We start from the raw sequence: 16,534 nt of genomic DNA, 5'->3' as shown, positions 1-16,534 counted from the left end.
TCGGGCCGGGTCCCGCTAGGTTGTGGGGCATGAGTCGGTCCGGATATACGGTGTTGTTCACGTTGTGCGCCTTGGCAACCACCGCTATTCCAGCGCATGCCGACGGGGAGGCGCCGGCCGTACGGCTGCTGGGTGAGCAGATCCTGCCGCACGGAACGCACTACGACGGGACCGCCGTCGGCGGGCTGTCCGGGATCGACTACTCGCCACAGCGCGGGGAGTACGTGCTGATCAGTGACGACCGGTCGGCGAAGAATCCGGCGCGGTTCTATACGGCTCGGATCCCGGTGGACGGCAACGGCGTCGGCCCGGTCGACCTCACCGCCACCCACCCGCTGCGCACCCCGGACGGCGGCGCCTATCCGACCGACGGCGTCGATCCCGAGGACATCCGAGTCGATCCGTGGACCGGTGACTACGTGTGGACCCAGGAGGGTGAACGCACCGACACCGTGCTGCAGGACCCGTCGGTCCGCATCGCGCATACGGACGGAACCTTCGGCGGCGAACTGCCCCTCCCGGACGACGAACACATGCGGCCGGGCACCGGTCCACAGCGCAACGCCGTCCTCGAGGGCGTCACCTTCGCCGGCGGCGGCACGCTGCTGGTCAGCTCCGTCGAGGGCCCGCTGCTACAGGACGGCCCCAACCCGACCACCACGTCCGGCGCGCTCATCCGCGTCACCGTCCAGGCGCGAACCGGCCCGCTGCTCGCACAGTTCGCCTACCCGCTGGAGCCTGTCTTCGCCCCCGGCGAGGGCACCAACGGCGTCGCCGCGATCCTCGCCGCCGACCCGCTCGATCCGGCGAAATACCTGGTGCTGGAACGCAGTTACGTCGAGGGCGCGGGCAACAAGGTCCGCATCTACGAGATGGACACCACCGGCGCCACCAATGTCCTCGACGCGCCCCTGGACCGGGCCCGCCCGGTCACCAAACGCCTGCTCGTCGACCTCGACGACATCGGCTTGCCCGCCGTCGACAATGTCGAGGGCATGACGTGGGGCCCGCGGCTGCCCTCCGGCGAACGCACCCTGATCCTGGTCAGCGACGACAACTTCGCCGCGAATCAGATCACGCAGATCATCGCCCTCGCGGTGCGGTGAGGGCGCGTATCACTCCTCGCCGATGAGGGCCTGGAGGTCCGGGAGGTTGCCGATGCGCTGGGTGGCGGGGCGGCCCGGGGCGTCGGTCTGAGGTGATCCGGTCGCGCGCAGGCGGGTTCGGACCTGGCCGGGTGTGAGCCGGGCGCCGGCGGCCGTGGACATACCCTGGTAACTCGCGATGGTGCCCACGACGATCGGAGAGGCGCTCGAGGTGCCGCTGAATGTGTCGGTGTACCAGTAGTCTTCGCTCGCCCCGCCCTGCAGATCGCCGTACCCCGTCGTGGTCACCTCGCGGCCCCAGCCCTGGGTGTCGATCCGGGATCCGTAGTTGGAGAACGACAGCCGCGACCGGCCGGGCCCGTGGTCGCGGCCGTGCGTGCCCGGCGGCGGCGCACCCGCCCCGACCAGGACCGCGCCGGAATCGCCCGCGCCGCCGCCGAACGGGTTGACCCAGGTGTCCGGGAAGTCCGCGGGACGCGTGGCGTACAGCGGATCGTCCAGATCCTCGCCGCCGTTCCCGCCGGCCCCGACCACGATCATGCCGCGACCCACCGCGTAGCGGACCGCCGCCCAGTCGTCGGGCCACCACTCGATCGCGATGTATCCGCGCTGGTCCGCCCGCCCGGCGTAGTCGAATCGTGGTCCGGGACGGTGCAATTCGAGCAGGATGATGTCGCCGGGGCCGAGTGCGTCCGCCGCGGTGCGGATCGCGGTCGCCGAGCCCGGCCCGAAGATCGATATCGCCCGGATACCCGCTTCCGGCGCGATGCCGGTGATGCCGAAGGTGTTGACGTCACCGCTGATCTCCCCCGCCACCGCCGTGCCGTGGTCGCGCCAGCCCAGATCCGGTGACGGAGTGCCGCCGATGACGCCGCCCTGATTCGCGAGCAGATCCTCGTGCGTGAAACGCCAGGCGCCCTCCACATCCACCACGCGGACCCCGGTGCCGAGCCCGCCGGGTTGCGTCCACGCCCACCGCGCGGCGATCCCGGCCGGCGCGGCGTCCAGGTAGCCCTGGCGGGTGGTGAAGTCGGGTGTCACGGGCGGGACCGGCTCCTCGGAGCGGATCAGCACGACCTGCGGGTCGATCGGCGGCTCGGCGGGAGGTTTGACGTAGGCGGCCGCGACCGCGTCGTCCGCACGCAGGCGCTCGGCCAGCGTGTCCAGCTCCGCCGCGACGCGGCCCGTCGCGGCGCCCTGGACGTAGAAGTAGTTCAAAAACTGTGCGCCCGTGGGTTCGTCGGGCGTCCCGAACAGGCTCTGCTGCACCCGCACCTCGGGACCGAAGATGCGCACGAGTTCGGTGCCGTCCGGCAGCAGCTGCGCGAGTCGCGCCTCGGTGTCCCGGCTCGCCGTCATCACGAACTCGTCGATCGGGGCCGGGGCCCCGTGCGTGACGACGATCAGCTCGCTGGGCGACCCGACCGTCCCCGCCTCCGCCGATCGATCCGAACTGCTGTTCCGGTGTGCGGATGTCATGCACCCAGTGAACTCCGTTGTGCCCCAACGCGCACCCGGATTGTGGCAGATCTCAGGTGTGCGCCGACGACGGCTCGGCGGGCTGGGCGGAGCGGCCGGCGGCGAGGAGTTCGTCGAGTTGGCGTTCGGCGCGTTCGGCCCGTGCGAGGGTCTGGGCGCGGGCGTCGTCCAGGGCGGCGAGGCGGTCGTCGATCTCCTGGCGGGTCTTTGCGAGGGTGGCCGCGTGGTCGGCGCGCAGGGCGGCGGCCTCCTCGGACGCGGTGCGCCGGACGGCGGCGAGTTCGGTTCGGGTGTCGGACAGTTCGGTGCGTACCCGGGTCAGCTCGTCGCGGGTCTCGGTGAGGGCCTGGGTACGTTCGGCGACCGCGGATTCGGCGCGTTCGATGGCGCGTTCGGCGTCGGCGGCGCGCTGGACGGCCAGGTCGCGCTCGGCGGCGGACGCGGTGACCTGCTGGGCGGCCTCGCGTTTCGCGCGTTCGGTCTCGGCGGCGGCCTTCCGGTGAGCGAGGGCGATGTCCTCGGTGGCCTGTTCGCGAGCGCGTTCGATGTCGTCGGCGGCCTCGCGGCGAGCCGTCCGTATCTCGGCCTCGGCCTCGGTCCGGACGGTGAACACCTCGTCCGCGGCCGCTTTCGTGACGCGGCCGACCTCGGCCAGGGCGTCGTCGCGGGCGGCGAGCGCCTCGGCGATGCGGGCCTCGGCCTGCTCCGCGGCGGCCGCGGCGTCCTCGGCGGCGGATTCGGCGGCGTCGCGCGCCTCTTCGGCCTCGCGGCGCGCCTGTTCCGCGGCGACGGTCGCCATCTCGGCTTCGGCGATGCGCCGCGCCGCATCGGCCTGCACCGCCTGGACCTGGGCCTCGGCGACCGAGGGGTCGGCGAGGGTGGACAGTTCCGCGACCGCCGACGTGAGCGTGCCGCCCAGCTGTTCGGCGAGCGTACGGAACTGTCCGAGCAGTTCGTCGGCCCGTAGCCGCGCCGACGTCACCGGACCCTGTTGCGTCACAGTGACGGTGGGCTCCGGGGCCTCGGCCTCCTGCTGGCGTCGCTGCCGCTCCCGCCATGCCCGCCACCGGGTGTGGTCCGGGTGGTCACAGTATTCCGACGGCCGCCCCGGGCCGCCGTTGCGCGGGATGGGCCGGGCGCATCCCGGATAGCTACACACGTTCGACACCTGGAAATCGTAGCGTTGGTTTCGTCAAATCCAACGGAACAACACGAAACGAAATCGCTGGAGCCGTGTGGCTATCCGTAAACGTCTGACCCCCGATAAGTGAACGTTATCGGCGGTCAGGATTGAGGAAACCGTTCCGCGACTGCTCTTTTATTTCGTTTACGTTTGGTCACTACCAACGAAACGAATAAGCTACGAAATCTCTCGAAAACTGTGCTCGCATGTACGCGCGTACCAGTTCCGTCCGTACTCACGGACCCGACGCATGCCGATGTCACGTGACGGCCAGCCGACCGACACGGCGGAGAATGTGGAGGCACGGGCCCGCCCGCGCGTCAGTTCGAAATGCGGGCCTGGATGCCGTCGTGGCGATGCTCGACGGCGCCTCACTCGCTCTCGCCCTGGCCGCGCACCCACACGACTTCCCCACCGCCGTCGAAGAATACGAACGCGAGATGTTCGAACGCACCAGCACCGCCGCCCGAATGTCCGCGGACCTCCAGAAGATGCTCATGGCGCCCGACGCCGCCCAGCGAATGCTCGAATTCTTCCAACCTCGCTGAACCGCGGTCCGTCGTGACGAACTGCTGCACCGTGCGGCACCTAGCATGCTAGCATGCTAGCATTGGGGCGTGGGCGACGAAGATGTGAAGCAGTTCAACGTCTATCTGCCGGTCGGGCTGATCAAGCAGGTCAAGTTCCGGGCGATCGAGTCGGGTATGTCGTTGTCGGCGCTGGTCGCCGAGGCGCTGCGGACGTATCTCGACGACACCGACGAGCACGCGGACGGAAAGGACTGACATGACGACCGAGGGCATCGATGCCGTATTTCTGACGACACACAATTGGGGGAAGACCGCCCGGTTCCTGCGCGGGCTGGGGTTCGAGCTCGAGTTCGAGACGGACCACAACTCGGGTCAGTTTCGTAACAGTGACGGGCCGTCGATCTTCGTGGCGGAGGTTCCACCGGCCGAAAAGCCCGGCGCGCAACTGGTTCTGAAGGTCGCCGGGACGGATCGGCGGCCCGGCGCGGATGTCGAGGTCGTGACCGATTTCGAGCAGACCCACTACGGCACCCAGGAGATGACCGTCCGCGATCCCGACGGGCGGACGTGGACCCTGCAAGCGCCCGGAAAGGAGTGAGGACTGTGCCGGATGATCCGACCGCCGCGCCGGACCACACCGCGATCCGGGTGGCACTCTGGCGGGCCATGCACCGCCGAGTCGATTCCGCGCCTTACGTTTTCGACGACGAGATCGGGTTGCGCCTCGCCGATCCCGAGGACGGCTGGGAGCGGCGGCCGGATATGGATCCGGCCCGCACCGCCCCGATGCGCGCGGGCGTCCTGGCGCGGGCGCGCTGTATCGAGGATCTGCTGGCCGAGCAGGTCGGCACCGGGGTCGACCAGTACGTCCTGCTGGGCGCTGGGCTCGACACCTTCGTGCAACGCCGGCCCGAATTCGCCGATCGGCTCACGGTTTTCGAGGTCGACCAGCCTGGTCCGCAGGCGTGGAAACGGCAGCGTCTGCTCGACGTCGGCCTGGGCGTCCCCGACTGGTTGCGGCTGGTTCCGGTCGATTTCGAACGGGATTCGTGGTGGGACCGGCTGACGGCCGCCGGGTTCGATCCGGGCCGCCCGGCCTTCGTGGCCTCCACGGGCGTCACCATGTATCTGACGCTGGAGGCGAATACGGCTACCTTGCGCCAGATCTCGGCGCTCGCCCCCGGCTCCACGCTGGCGACGACGTTCATGCTGCCGCTGGACTCGGTCGGCGCGGACGAGCAGCGCCTGCGCCGGTTCGCCGAGGACGGCGCCCGAGCTTCCGGCACACCGTTCATCAGCTTCTTCACGCCGGACGAGATCCTGGCGCTGGCCAAGGAGAGCGGTTTCGCGGCGGCCCGGCACATCTCGTCGGCCGACCTGATCCGACGCTATTTCGACGGTCGCCCCGACGGCCTGCGTCCGGCGGAGTCGGAGCAGATCCTGGTGGCGACCACCTGATCGGACGCGGCACTAGTCGACCGGAATGCCCTGCCGCGCAATGGATAACAACAGCTCGACGGTGCGGCGGACCGCCGGATTCTCCGCGATCGACCGGCGGACGGCGATGCTGACGAATCGTATCGGCGTCGGCGCGGTCAACGGGCGGGCCGTGACTCCGGCGGGCAGGTCCCGGGCCGCGAGCCTGGGCAGCACGGTGATGCCGATGCCGGTGGCGACCATCGGCAGCGCGGTGCGGTAGTCCGGGGTCTGCACCTGGAATCGCGGCGTGATCCCGGCCTGCGCGCACGCGTCGAGCAGGATGCGGCGGCAGGGGCCGTCCACCGGTTCGTTGTCGATCCAGGCGCGGTCGGCCAGCTCGCTCAACGGGACCTCGGGCCGGGACGCGAGCGGATCGTCCGCGCGCACGGCCAGGACGTAGGGATCGGCGACGAGTCGCGAAATCCGCACGGCGGCAGACGGAGTCGTCTCGGCGTCCTCGACGAACACGTCGATATCGCGCGGGCCCGCGCTGACATCGGCCATGCGCAACTCCAGCCGGAGTTCGGGGAATTCGGACCGCAGGCCGTCGACGATCGGCGGCAGCCAGGTGGCGCCGACGGACGCCACGTACCCGATGGACAGGGTGCCGACCCGTCCCGCGCGCAGGTCGCCGACCACACCGTCGAGACGGCTCAATTCCTCGAACAGCCCGCTGGATTCCGCGGCGAGCGCGCGCCCGGCCGCCGTGGGTTCGATTCCCCGGCCGGACTTCTCGACCAGGCGCAGACCGGTCTGGCGTTGCAGCGCGGCCAACTGCTGACTGGCCGCCGACGGCGTATAACCGAGGGTCTCGGCGCTCGCCCGCAGCGAGCCGGTGGCGATGACGGTCCGCAGCAGCCGCAGCCGGGAGATATCGAGCATGCCCCGATCGTACAGCTGTACTTACTTGTTGTTCTATTTTGTTCGCTTGTGCTGTCGTATGGAACGGCCGACGATGGCTGAGTGACCCACGAAGCACACCCCGATACCGCTGCGCACCGACCGACAGGTCCGGAATTCACTTGTGCCGTCCGGACCCCGGCGGCGACGATCGCGGACATGACCGAACTCGCCGATCCGCCTTCCCGGCCCACCGCACAGCACGGCGGCGCCGATGTCGCGAGCGCCGTCGCCGCGTTGGTCGCGGTGGTCCTGTGGGCGTCGGCATTCGTCGCGATCCGCGATGCGGGACCGCATCTTTCGCCCGCGCCCATGGCGCTGCTGCGGCTGGTGGTCGCCGCCGCGGCGCTGACGATTCCGGTATTCGCCCGCCGCCGGCCCCTGGACCGGATCCCGCGATCGCCGCGCGCGCTGCTGCTCGTGACGGCGTACGCGGTGCTCTGGCTGGCCGGATACACCGTCGCGCTGAACACCGCGGAGCTGCATGTCGATGCGGGGACGGCGGCGTTGCTGGTGAATCTCGCGCCGCTGCTGGTCGCCTTCGGCGCCGCCGGCCTGTTCGGGGAACTGCTGACCCGCGCGCTGCTGCTCGGGGCCGGGGTGTCGCTGGCCGGTGTGGCGATCATCGCGGTGTCGAGTGGCGGGGGCCACCGCGACGGGCTCGGCGTGCTGTTGTGCGTGCTCGCCGCCGTGCTGTACGCGGCGGGCGTGCTGGTGCAGAAGCCCGCGTTGCGCTACGTGGACCCGCTCACCGCGATCTGGCTGGGCTGCGTCATCGGGACGGTTGCCCTGCTGCCGTGGACTCCGCAGTTGATCAGCGAGCTGTCCGCCGCACCCGCCCGTGTCATCGCCGACGGCATCTATCTCGGGTTGTTCCCTACCGCACTGGGTTTCACGGCGTGGTCCTACGCGCTGCACCGGACGGCCGCGAGCCGCCTGACCGCCAGCACCTATGCCGTTCCGGCCCTCTCGATCCTGCTCTCGTGGGTGCTGCTCGCCGAAATCCCCACGGCCTGGGGGCTCCTCGGCGGCGCGGTATGCCTCCTCGGCGTGGCACTCTCCCGCCGCGCTCCGCGCTGACGCGCCACCGAATCACCGTCGCTGGGGACACCGCCGGATCGCGGTACGGTGACCTGCGATGAGCACAGTCGAGGCGGATACCGGGACCCGGCAGATCGCTGTGCCCGACGCGGTGCACAGCGAGTTGCGGCGCGGCGTGCGCAGTGTGCTCGTGGATGCCGCGGCGCTGCGCAGGGTGCGGGAGCGCTTCGACGACGAGCAGGCCGGGGCGCTGGGGCGGTACCTGGAGGCGTCGCAGTCGCCGAATACCGTGCGCGCCTACCGATCCGACTGGATCGCATGGTCGGCGTGGTGCGCCTCGGAGGGCAGGCAGGCGCTGCCCGCCGATCCGCTGGACGTCGCCGTGTATCTGGCGGCCGCCGCCGACACCCGCAAGCCCGGCGGCGAGTGGGCCTTCAGCGCGGCCACTCTGGAACGGAAGAGTGCGGCGATCGCGGCCGTGCACGCCGCGAACGGGCTGCCCTCCCCCACCCGCACCGACGTCGTCCGCCTGACGCTGCGCGGTATCCGGCGCACGCGCCGCACCCAGCCGAAGCGCAAGCGACCGGTCCTGCTGCACACTCTCGAGCAGCTGCTCGGCGGGTTGCCCGCACCCGGCTGGCCGACCGAACCCGCCCGCCGCCGGGACATCCTGGTCCTGCTCGTCGGTTTCGCGGGTGCGTTGCGCCGCAGCGAGATCGCCGGGCTGCGGATCGCGGATGTCCGGGCCGAGGTGGATCACGCCAGCGGCGAACCGATCCTGCTGGTCCAGCTGCCCGCGACCAAGACGGACCCGACGGGTGTCGCCGCGCAGCGCGTGGCGCTCCCCCGCGGCGCGCGGCCCCGCACCTGTCCGGTGTGCGCCTTCGCGGACTGGATTCGCCTGCGCGAGATACATTTCGCGCGCGGCGCGGCCGGACTGCGTGCCTGGCTGGCGGAACAGATGCCCGCCGACAGTGCCATCCACCGCTGTCACGCCTTCACCGGCACCACCCTCGACGACCCCGATCTGCCCCTGTTCCCCGCGATCTCGCGGCACGGCGGCATCAGCGATACTGCCATGTCCGGCCGCGCCGTCGCCGAACTCGTCAAACGCTACGCCGCGCGGGCGGGCCTGGACCCGGACCTGTTCTCGGGGCACTCGCTGCGCGCGGGTTTCGCGACTCAGGCGGCGCTGGGCGGCGCCAGTGACCGCGAGATCATGCGGCAGGGGCGCTGGGCGAATCCCCGCACCGTGCACGGCTACATTCGCACCGCGAACCCGTTGGAGGATAACGCGGTGACCAAGCTGGGCCTGTAATCGTCCGGTTCGATGAACAGGGCACTCCGCGTTCGAGCGTCGACCGATGAGTTCGGCGGTCGTATCGCGTCTGGTCTCCTATGACTCGAATCGTCGCGGATATCTCGGTGTCCCTGGACGGCTTCGTCACCGGGCCTGACCCCGGTCCGCGTAACGGGCTGGGGACCGGCGGTGAAGCACTGCATACGTGGGCATTTTCCGGCGACCCGGACGATCAGCGGGTGTTGCGCGAGGCGACCACGCGCTCGGGGGCCGTTGTCCTGGGCCGCCGGCTTTTCGACGTGGTCGATGGGCCGGAGGGCTGGAGCGACGACATCGGCTACGGCGCGGGTGAGGTCGGTAAGCCCGCGTTCGTCGTCGTGACCGGTGCACCGCCGGAGTCGGTGCGGCTCGCCGACCTCGACTGGACATTCGTCACCACCGGTCTGTCCGATGCCGTCGCGGCCGCGCGTGAGCGGGCCGAGGCGGCCTCGTCGGCGGCCGGCAAGGACCTCGACGTCGTTCTCATGGGCGGCGGCGCGACGATCGGCACCGCGCTCGCCGCCGGGCTGGTCGAGGTGCAGGTGTTGCACCTGTCCCCGGTCGTGCTGGGCTCCGGGACGCCACTGTTCACCGGTGGCTCGCCGCGCACGCTCGTCCAGCGCACCGTGCTCCCGACCTCGACGGCGACGCACCTGACCTACGACGTGCTCTGACGACGCGTCGCGTGTTCTCGTCGGGGTCGCGGCACTGCCATGGTGTCTTCACACAGCATGTCGCGAAAGTGCAACGGCACCATGAGAATTCATGGGGATTACCAGCGGACCATCGGCAGGGGGTGGAAGGGATGTCTCAGTGCCCAGCGGGTGCCGGTGCGGAGGAGAAAGCGGTGGAATCCGAGGTACGGCAGTTCGGCGACGACGGTCTCGATGTCCGCGCGAGGCACCGGCCCGCGTAGGAGGCCGTGGCTGGCATCGACGCGGTCGGCGATGCGGAACGTTTCGGGCAGCCGGTCGTCGATACCGCGGAGCCGATGGTGGTCGAGGACCATCCGGCGTGCTCGCTCGGTGTCCTCGATTCCGAACTCCTCGGCGTGCTTCCCGACCAGATCCGCCGACGGTGCCAGGTAATCCCACGTCCCGGCCGTCCAGATCCCCAGATCGTGCACCGCCCACGCCAGGGCGGCCGTATCGGGCACCGGCTCCCCCAGCAACACCTCGTGATAGTTCAGGCCGCGCAACACGTGATTGCGGTACACGGGAAACGCCTCGCCGAGTTCACGCCGATACCGATCGAGGACGGCGTCCACGATCGGATGAGATGTGCGGACCTGCATGACCACTCCTTAGCATTCTGGTAGCCGGCACCGGACCGAAAGGACAGGACCACCGCATGACTTCCGCCTGGGCCGCCGTCACCGCCGCCGCCTTCCTCTGGCTGGGCATGGTGCTGGCGATCTCGTTCCTCGAAGCGCCCCTGAACGCCCCACGCTCCCACAGCCACTATGTGTATATAGCCCTGGAGGTCGTGAAGGTCGCCGGTCTCCTCACCGGCGGCATCCTGGTACTCACTGCCTCCATCTCCTGACATCGCCGGATTTTCCGGCGTGCTTCTGGCCGGAATCCATGGTGAGATTCCGGCCACAAGCACGCCGGAAACAAGGAATTGCCTGGGCAGGGAGGGTGAACCCAGAGGGGTTCCGGTAAGTACGGGTGAAGGGGTGGACTATTCGTTGTGTGCTTCGAGCGTCTGTTGGGTGGCTGCCCACGACGCCAGGAGCGCTAGGTTGTCAGCGGTCGGTGTGCCCGCGGGGGCGGTGTAGACGGTGAGGTACAGGCCGGGTTCGGCGGGCAGGTCCAGGGACTCGACGTCCAAGTCGAGCCGGCCCACGACCGGATGGTGCATACGCTTGCGTCCGGACCGGTGCAGCCGGACGTCCCGGGATGCCCACCGCTGCCGGAACAGCGCACTGCGCGTCGACAGTTCACCGACCAGGGCGATCAGCTCCTCGTCGTGTGGATTGCGGCCGGCTTCCATGCGCAGCTTCGCGGCCACGTCACCGGCGATTCGGTCGTAGTCGACAAAGAAATCTCTGGCCGCCTCGGGAGCTAGATAGACGAACCGAGCAGTGTTCGCCGGCCGTCGCGGGTCGGCCAGCACCGGTGAATACAGCGCGCGGGCAAGGTGATTCATGGCGAGCACGTCATACCGCCCGTTGCCGATCAGGGCGGGCGCATCGGAGATGGCGTCGAGCACCCGCTGCAGTGTCGAGCGCACCGCCGCGGCAGGCCTGTGCCGGCGGAGGCCGCTGGGCGTCGCGGATCGGCGTGCGAGGTGGAACAGGTGGTCGCGCTCGGCCTCGTCGAGTTGCAACGCGACGGCCAACGCGTCGAGCACGCCATCGGAGGCACCGGCGAGGCCGCCGCGCTCCATGCGCACGTAGTAGTCGACCGAGACCCCCGCCAGTAGCGCTACCTCCTCGCGACGCAGACCTTTGACCCGGCGATTGCCGCCGTAAGCGGGCAAGCCCGCCTGCTCGGGTGCGATGCGGGCGCGACGCGAGCTGAGAAACTCCCGGATATCGGTGCGTAGATCCCTCGTGGCCATCCCCTCACCGTAAGCGCGTCCTGCAGGATGAGGGAGGTACTGCGGGTACCCCGACGACTGCGTGAGAGACCCGCCTCTGGAGATGTTCGCGAGGGCCCGTCGGTTGCCGGGCAAAGCCTTGCGCCGACGTCTAGGGGGTACCCGTCGCGGTCGTCGCGATGCCGCCGTCGACCGGGATGATGGCCCCCGTGAGGTAGGACCCGGCCCGGCCGGCGAGAAATACGGCGACACCGGCCATGTCGTCGTCGCGGCCGAGCCGGCGCAGCGGGGCCGCCCCCGCGATCGTGTCGCCGATGGCATCGAGTGCGGACGCCATCATCTGCGAGGGGAACACTCCTGGGGCTACCGCGTTCACCGTGACGTGCTGTGGGCCCAGTTCTCTGGCAAGCACCCTAGTGAGTTGATGGAGTGCCGCTTTGCTGCTGGCGTAGGAGTAGTTGGGCGCCGCGGCGACGTGGATGGCGGCGATACTGCCGATGTTGATGATCCGCGCGGGATCATCGGCGGTGCCCGCCCGGCGCAGTGCGGGCAGCAGCGCCTGCACCAGCCAGAACGGCGACTTGAGGTTGAGGTCGAGCACGGCGTCCCAGGCTTCGTCCGGGAACGTCTCCAGCGGCTCGCGCCACATCGCTCCCGCGTTGTTGACGAGGATGTCCAGGCGTCCGGAGTCGGCCTCGACAAGATCAGCGAGACGCTGACACTCCTCGTGCCTGGACAGGTCGGCGGGGATTGCTCGAACCTCGCCGAATTCGGACAGTAGACGCTGTGCCTGCGCGCACGCATCTGCCGTGCGTGCGCTGATGACGACGCGGGCGCCCGCCTGGAGAAGGCCGCGCGCGATCATCATCCCGATGCCCCTGGTGCCGCCAGTGACAAGAGCGTACTTTCCGCTCAGATCGAAAAGTTCTGTGTGAGTAGTGCATTGGTTGTCCGCCATTGGTCTCCGGTTCCTTCCGACTCGGACACATTGACAGCCGTTTCGGACGTCCGGGAGACCCTGGTGGTACAGGTACTGTCGGAGCCCCCTTGCCTGGTGCGCGACAACACACCGAACCGCCCGTCGGAAGGCAGGTCAGCGGAAGGGGGGTTCGTTGAAGGTGCGGAGTTTGCGGGAGTGGAGGCTGTCGCCTTCGGCTCGGAGGAGTTCTATGGCGCGGATGCCTATTTGGAGGTGTTCGGAGACTGTGCCCTCGTAGAAGCGGTTGGCTTGGCCGGGGAGTTTGATCTCGCCGTGGAGGGGTTTGTCGGAGACGCAGAGGAGGGTGCCGTAGGGGACGCGGAAGCGGTAGCCCTGGGCGGCGATGGTGGCGCTCTCCATGTCGACGGCTACCGCGCGGCTGAGGTTGAAGCGCAGGGCCGAGGCCGAATAGCGGAGTTCCCAGTTGCGGTCGTCGGTGGTGACGACCGTGCCGGTGCGCAGGCGCTCCTTCACCGCCTCGCCGGGCATGCCGCTGACCTGTTTGGTCGCGTCGTAGAGGGCGCGCTGCACCTCGGCGATGCTGGGGATCGGAATATCCGGCGGCAGAACGGGATCCAGGACGTGGTCGTCGCGCAGGTAGGCATGGGCGAGGACGTAGTCGCCGATGTCCTGGCTCTCCCGCAGCCCGCCGCAATGGCCGATCATCAGCCAGGCGTGCGGGCGCAGGACGGCCAGGTGGTCGCACATGTTCTTGGCGTTCGCGGGCCCGACGCCGATATTGACCAGCGTGAGACCGTGGCCGGTGGACGACATCAGGTGCCACGCGGGCATCTGATGCTTCTTCCACGCCAGGTCGGCGGCCGTCGAATCCGCGTCCCGGCTCTCGGCGGTGATGACCGTCCCGCCGGCACAGGACAGGCCGATATAGGGCGTGGCGGGGTCGGCGATGAGATCGGTGGCCCAGCGCACGAATTCGTCGACGTAGCGGGTGTAGTTGGTGAACAGCACGAACGGCTGGAAGTGCTCGACCGGCGTCCCGGTGTAGTGCCGCAGCCGCGCCAGCGAGAAATCGGTGCGCAGCGCGTCGAAGTGGCTCAGCGGCAGCGGGCCGCTCGTATCGATGAGGCCGTCGGCGATCTCGTCGCCGACGGCGGCCAGGTCGGTGGTCGGGAAGTACCGGGCCAGATCGGCGCTCATGGACCGGTCCAGCCCGAGTTCGGCGGCGTCGATCACGTACGGATACGGGATCTCCTGCCGCGACGGGCCGACCTCGATGTGGATGTCGTAGTCCTCGGCGATCACCGTCAGCTGCTCGGTCAGGTACCGGCGCAGCAGCGCCGGGCGGGTGATCGTCGTTCGGTAGGTACCGGGCCGGGTGAGGCGGCCCCAGGCCCGGGTGCGGTTCTTCGGCTGGGTGCGGCCGTCCCAGCTGATGCGCAGTTCCGGGTACACGAACAGGCCCGAGGCGCGGGTGGCCTCGTCGGGCGCGACGCCGGTGTCGACGAAATCCTTCACCGCCGCGCGCAGCGCGCCGACCGAGCGGTCGTAGCGGGTCTGCAGGTCGTCCAGGGTCGCCTCGACCGCCACCTGGGTGACGGTCCGCCGGTCCGCTGCGTCGGTCATGAGCGACCGTCCGCGATCGTCGGCGGCGCGAGGACCGAAAGGTCCGGTGGCGCATCGGGATACGCCTCGATCTGGACCAGTGTCAGCTGGCCGGTACTGCCCTGGCTCAGCGTGGACGACGGGCGGTCTGCGGTGAGCACGTTCGGGTTGCCGTGCCGGCAGAAACTCGGATCCGACGGGTCGGGGTCGTACCAGGCGCCGGTGGACAGCTGGGCCACACCGGGCCGCACCGCCTCGTCGACCACCAGGCCCGCCAGGCACGAACCGCGGTCGTTGACCAGGCGCACGATATCGCCGTCGCGCAGGCCGCGCGCCGCGGCCTCGTCGGGATGCAGCCGAACCGGTTCGCGCCCCGCGATTTTCACCGATCGGCTGTGCGCGCCTACGTCGAGCTGGCTGTGCAGTTTGGTGCGCGGCTGGTTGGCGATCAGCTGGAGCGGGAATCGGGCCGCCACGGGACTGCCCAGCCACTCCTCCGGCTCCAGCCAGACCGGGTGGCCCGGGCAGTCGTCGTAGCCGTAGCCGGCGATGGTGTCGGAGAAGATCTCGATGCGGCCGGTCGGGGTGGTCAGCGGGTGTGCGTCCGGATCGGCGCGGAAGTCGGCGAAGGCGACCTGGGCCGGTTCGGCGACCGGCAGCTCGAGGCCCTCGCCCGCCCAGAACTCGTCGAAGCCGGGCATCCGGTGCCCCTGCTCCCCCACCGTGTCGCGCCACTGGTCGTACAGGTGCCGCAGCCACTCCCGGGCGGTGCGGCCCTCGGTGAATTCCTTACCGATGCCGAGGCTTTCGGACAGTTCGGCGAAGATGGCGTAGTCGTCGCGGGCCTCGCCGTGCGGCCGGGTGAGCGCGGGCATGGGGAAGAACATCCGGTCGTTGTCGCCGGCGCCGAAGTCGTCACGCTCGATGGTCATCGTCGCGGGCAGCACGATATCGGCGTGCCGGGCGGTGGCGGTCCAGAACGCATCGTGCACGACCACCGTCTCGGGGCGGGTGAACGCCTCGCGCAGCCGCGCCAGGTCCTGATGGTGGTGGAAGGGGTTGCCGCCCGCCCAGTACACCAGGCGGATATCCGGATACGTCAGCTCCTGCCCGTTGTAGCGGAAGGGCGCACCGGGATCGAGGAGCATGTCGGAGATGCGGGCGACCGGGATGAACGCGTCGACGCCGTTCTCGCCCTGCGGCATATGCGGCACCCGCAGCTGCCGGGTCGGCTCCCCGACGCTGTTCGCGGACCCGTAGCCGTGCCCGAATCCGCCGCCGGGAAGGCCGATCTGGCCCAGCATGGCCGCCAGCACCAGGCCCAGCCACAGCGGCTGCTCGCCGTGGCGCGCCCGTTGCAGCGACCAGCTGACCGTGACGAAGGTGCGCGACCCGGCCATCTCGCGCGCGAGCGCCCGGATGCGGTCGGCGGGCACGCCCGTGATCGCCTCCGCCCACGCCGGATCCTTGACGACGCCGTCCGCCTCGCCGCGCAGGTACCGCGCGAACCGGTCGAAGCCGACGGTGTACCGATCGAGAAAGGCGTTGTCCGCCAAGCCTTCCGCGTCCAGCACCTGGGCCAGCGCCAGCATCAGGGCGGCGTCGGTATTCGGCCGCGGGGCCAGCCATTCGGCCCGCGCTTCGGCCGGGGTGTCGTCGCGTAGCGGCGCGACCGTCACGAACCGGCAGCCCCGCTCCCGCGCGGCGGCCACCCAGCCGCGCGCGTTGTGTCGCGATACCCCGCCCGGTGACACCGCGGTGTTCTTGGGCGAGAGCCCGCCGAACGCGACGACCAGGTCGGTGTGCTCGGCCAGCACCGACTTCGCCGTGGCATGCCCGAGCAACCAGTACAGGTCGCACAGGATGTAGGGCATCAGCACGGTGGAGGTGCCGAGGCTGTAGCTGTTGACGTGCCGGACGTAGCCGCCCAGGCAGTTCAGGAAGCGATGCACCTGACTCTGCGCGTGATGGAAGCGCCCGGCGCTGGCCCAGCCGTAGGACCCGGCGTACACCGACTCCGCGCCGTGGGTGTCGTACACCCGGCGCAGCTCGCCGGACAGCAGTTCGATCGCCCGCTCCCAGGACACCGGGACGAACGGCTCCGCGCCCCGCCGCGGCGCCCCCGGGCCGTGGTCGAGCCAGCCCTGCCGCACGTGCGGGCGGTCGATGCGGGTGGGGTGGTGCTGGGCGGTGGCGACGTTCTCGATCAGGGGCGTCGGCTCCGGATCGCCGCGCCAGGGACGCACCTCGGTCAGGCGCTCGCCGTCGCCGGCGGCCTCGAACGCTCCCCAGTGCGTCAGATGCGTCGTCATGTCTACCACCGTAACGCCGCCCACCGACACCGCCGCCGGACCCGCGTCCCAGACATGGACACACGACCAGTTTCATATC

General features: G+C 69.9%; 17 protein-coding genes. 9 read left to right on the top strand and 8 right to left on the bottom strand.

Features of this window, described 5'->3' with window-relative positions:
* Window positions 1–71 precede the first annotated feature (71 nt).
* The gene (locus tag ON41_RS14905) at window positions 72–1,106 is read left to right on the top strand and encodes an esterase-like activity of phytase family protein (protein WP_246461628.1); all 1,035 of its coding nucleotides are present in this window, start codon (window positions 72–74) and stop codon (window positions 1,104–1,106) included.
* A gap of 9 nt (window positions 1,107–1,115) precedes the next feature.
* Here ON41_RS14905 and ON41_RS14900 read toward each other — a convergent pair whose 3' ends face one another.
* Together ON41_RS14900 and ON41_RS14895 are read right to left on the bottom strand one after the other, a co-directional pair.
* Window positions 1,116–2,585: a S8 family peptidase gene (locus tag ON41_RS14900; protein WP_051161507.1), complete on the bottom strand. Its 1,470-nt coding sequence runs from the start codon at window positions 2,583–2,585 to the stop codon at window positions 1,116–1,118.
* Between the two features lie 52 nt (window positions 2,586–2,637).
* Window positions 2,638–3,753: a coiled-coil domain-containing protein gene (locus ON41_RS14895; protein ID WP_246829530.1), complete on the bottom strand. Its 1,116-nt coding sequence runs from the start codon at window positions 3,751–3,753 to the stop codon at window positions 2,638–2,640.
* 365 nt (window positions 3,754–4,118) lie between these two features.
* Here ON41_RS14895 and ON41_RS14890 point away from each other — a divergent pair, with 365 nt between their 5' ends.
* From ON41_RS14890 to ON41_RS14875, 4 genes are all read left to right on the top strand, one after another.
* Entirely contained in the window at window positions 4,119–4,316 is a 198-nt protein-coding gene (locus ON41_RS14890) for a hypothetical protein (RefSeq protein ID WP_040748214.1), read from the top strand.
* Between the two features lie 69 nt (window positions 4,317–4,385).
* The gene (locus ON41_RS14885) at window positions 4,386–4,553 is read left to right on the top strand and encodes a ribbon-helix-helix protein, CopG family (RefSeq protein ID WP_040748213.1); all 168 of its coding nucleotides are present in this window, start codon (window positions 4,386–4,388) and stop codon (window positions 4,551–4,553) included.
* Between the two features lies 1 nt (window position 4,554).
* Window positions 4,555–4,896 (top strand): VOC family protein, encoded by a 342-nt coding sequence (locus ON41_RS14880; RefSeq protein WP_040748212.1) that lies wholly within the window; start codon window positions 4,555–4,557, stop codon window positions 4,894–4,896.
* A 44-nt stretch (window positions 4,897–4,940) separates the two neighbouring features.
* Complete coding sequence (locus ON41_RS14875; RefSeq protein WP_276325733.1) at window positions 4,941–5,756, top strand: class I SAM-dependent methyltransferase; 816 nt, start codon at window positions 4,941–4,943, stop codon at window positions 5,754–5,756.
* Window positions 5,757–5,768: 12 nt separating this feature from the next.
* On the opposite strand, the gene ON41_RS14870 is transcribed toward ON41_RS14875, so the two are convergent.
* Entirely contained in the window at window positions 5,769–6,659 is an 891-nt protein-coding gene (locus ON41_RS14870) for a LysR family transcriptional regulator (protein WP_040748210.1), read from the bottom strand.
* A 177-nt stretch (window positions 6,660–6,836) separates the two neighbouring features.
* On the opposite strand from ON41_RS14870, the gene ON41_RS14865 reads away from it, so the two are divergent.
* The 3 genes from ON41_RS14865 (at window position 6,837) to ON41_RS14855 (ending at window position 9,731) form a co-directional block, all read left to right on the top strand.
* Entirely contained in the window at window positions 6,837–7,757 is a 921-nt protein-coding gene (locus ON41_RS14865; protein ID WP_040748209.1) for a DMT family transporter, read from the top strand.
* A gap of 58 nt (window positions 7,758–7,815) precedes the next feature.
* A complete protein-coding gene (locus tag ON41_RS14860) occupies window positions 7,816–9,036 on the top strand; it encodes a site-specific integrase (RefSeq protein ID WP_040748208.1) in 1,221 nt (406 codons plus the stop codon).
* Window positions 9,037–9,116: 80 nt separating this feature from the next.
* Window positions 9,117–9,731 (top strand): dihydrofolate reductase family protein, encoded by a 615-nt coding sequence (locus ON41_RS14855; RefSeq protein WP_040748207.1) that lies wholly within the window; start codon window positions 9,117–9,119, stop codon window positions 9,729–9,731.
* A 98-nt stretch (window positions 9,732–9,829) separates the two neighbouring features.
* On the opposite strand, the gene ON41_RS14850 is transcribed toward ON41_RS14855, so the two are convergent.
* Window positions 9,830–10,351, bottom strand: a complete 522-nt coding sequence (locus ON41_RS14850) for a hypothetical protein (protein ID WP_040748271.1) — start codon at window positions 10,349–10,351, stop codon at window positions 9,830–9,832.
* Window positions 10,352–10,407: 56 nt separating this feature from the next.
* Here ON41_RS14850 and ON41_RS14845 point away from each other — a divergent pair, with 56 nt between their 5' ends.
* Window positions 10,408–10,602 carry a hypothetical protein gene (locus tag ON41_RS14845; RefSeq protein ID WP_040748206.1) on the top strand — a complete coding sequence of 65 codons (195 nt, stop codon included), beginning with the start codon at window positions 10,408–10,410 and terminating at the stop codon, window positions 10,600–10,602.
* 138 nt (window positions 10,603–10,740) lie between these two features.
* Here the strand turns inward: ON41_RS14845 and ON41_RS14840 are convergent, their stop codons facing one another.
* The 4 genes from ON41_RS14840 to ON41_RS14825 form a co-directional block, all read right to left on the bottom strand.
* Window positions 10,741–11,622, bottom strand: a complete 882-nt coding sequence (locus tag ON41_RS14840; protein WP_040748205.1) for a helix-turn-helix transcriptional regulator — start codon at window positions 11,620–11,622, stop codon at window positions 10,741–10,743.
* A 130-nt stretch (window positions 11,623–11,752) separates the two neighbouring features.
* A complete protein-coding gene (locus ON41_RS14835; RefSeq protein WP_040748204.1) occupies window positions 11,753–12,559 on the bottom strand; it encodes an SDR family oxidoreductase in 807 nt (268 codons plus the stop codon).
* 135 nt (window positions 12,560–12,694) lie between these two features.
* Window positions 12,695–14,164, bottom strand: a complete 1,470-nt coding sequence (locus ON41_RS14830; RefSeq protein ID WP_040748203.1) for an AMP nucleosidase — start codon at window positions 14,162–14,164, stop codon at window positions 12,695–12,697.
* Entirely contained in the window at window positions 14,161–16,455 is a 2,295-nt protein-coding gene (locus ON41_RS14825; protein ID WP_040748202.1) for a molybdopterin guanine dinucleotide-containing S/N-oxide reductase, read from the bottom strand. The genes ON41_RS14830 and ON41_RS14825 overlap by 4 nt, the downstream gene beginning before the upstream one ends.
* Window positions 16,456–16,534: the final 79 nt, after the last annotated feature.

The organism is Nocardia transvalensis NBRC 15921, from assembly GCF_000308875.1.
In the GTDB taxonomy this organism is placed as follows: Bacteria; Actinomycetota; Actinomycetes; order Mycobacteriales; family Mycobacteriaceae; genus Nocardia; species Nocardia transvalensis.
The sequence above is the reverse complement of the archived record's forward strand: the minus strand, read 5'-3'. Positions and strand labels throughout refer to the sequence as shown.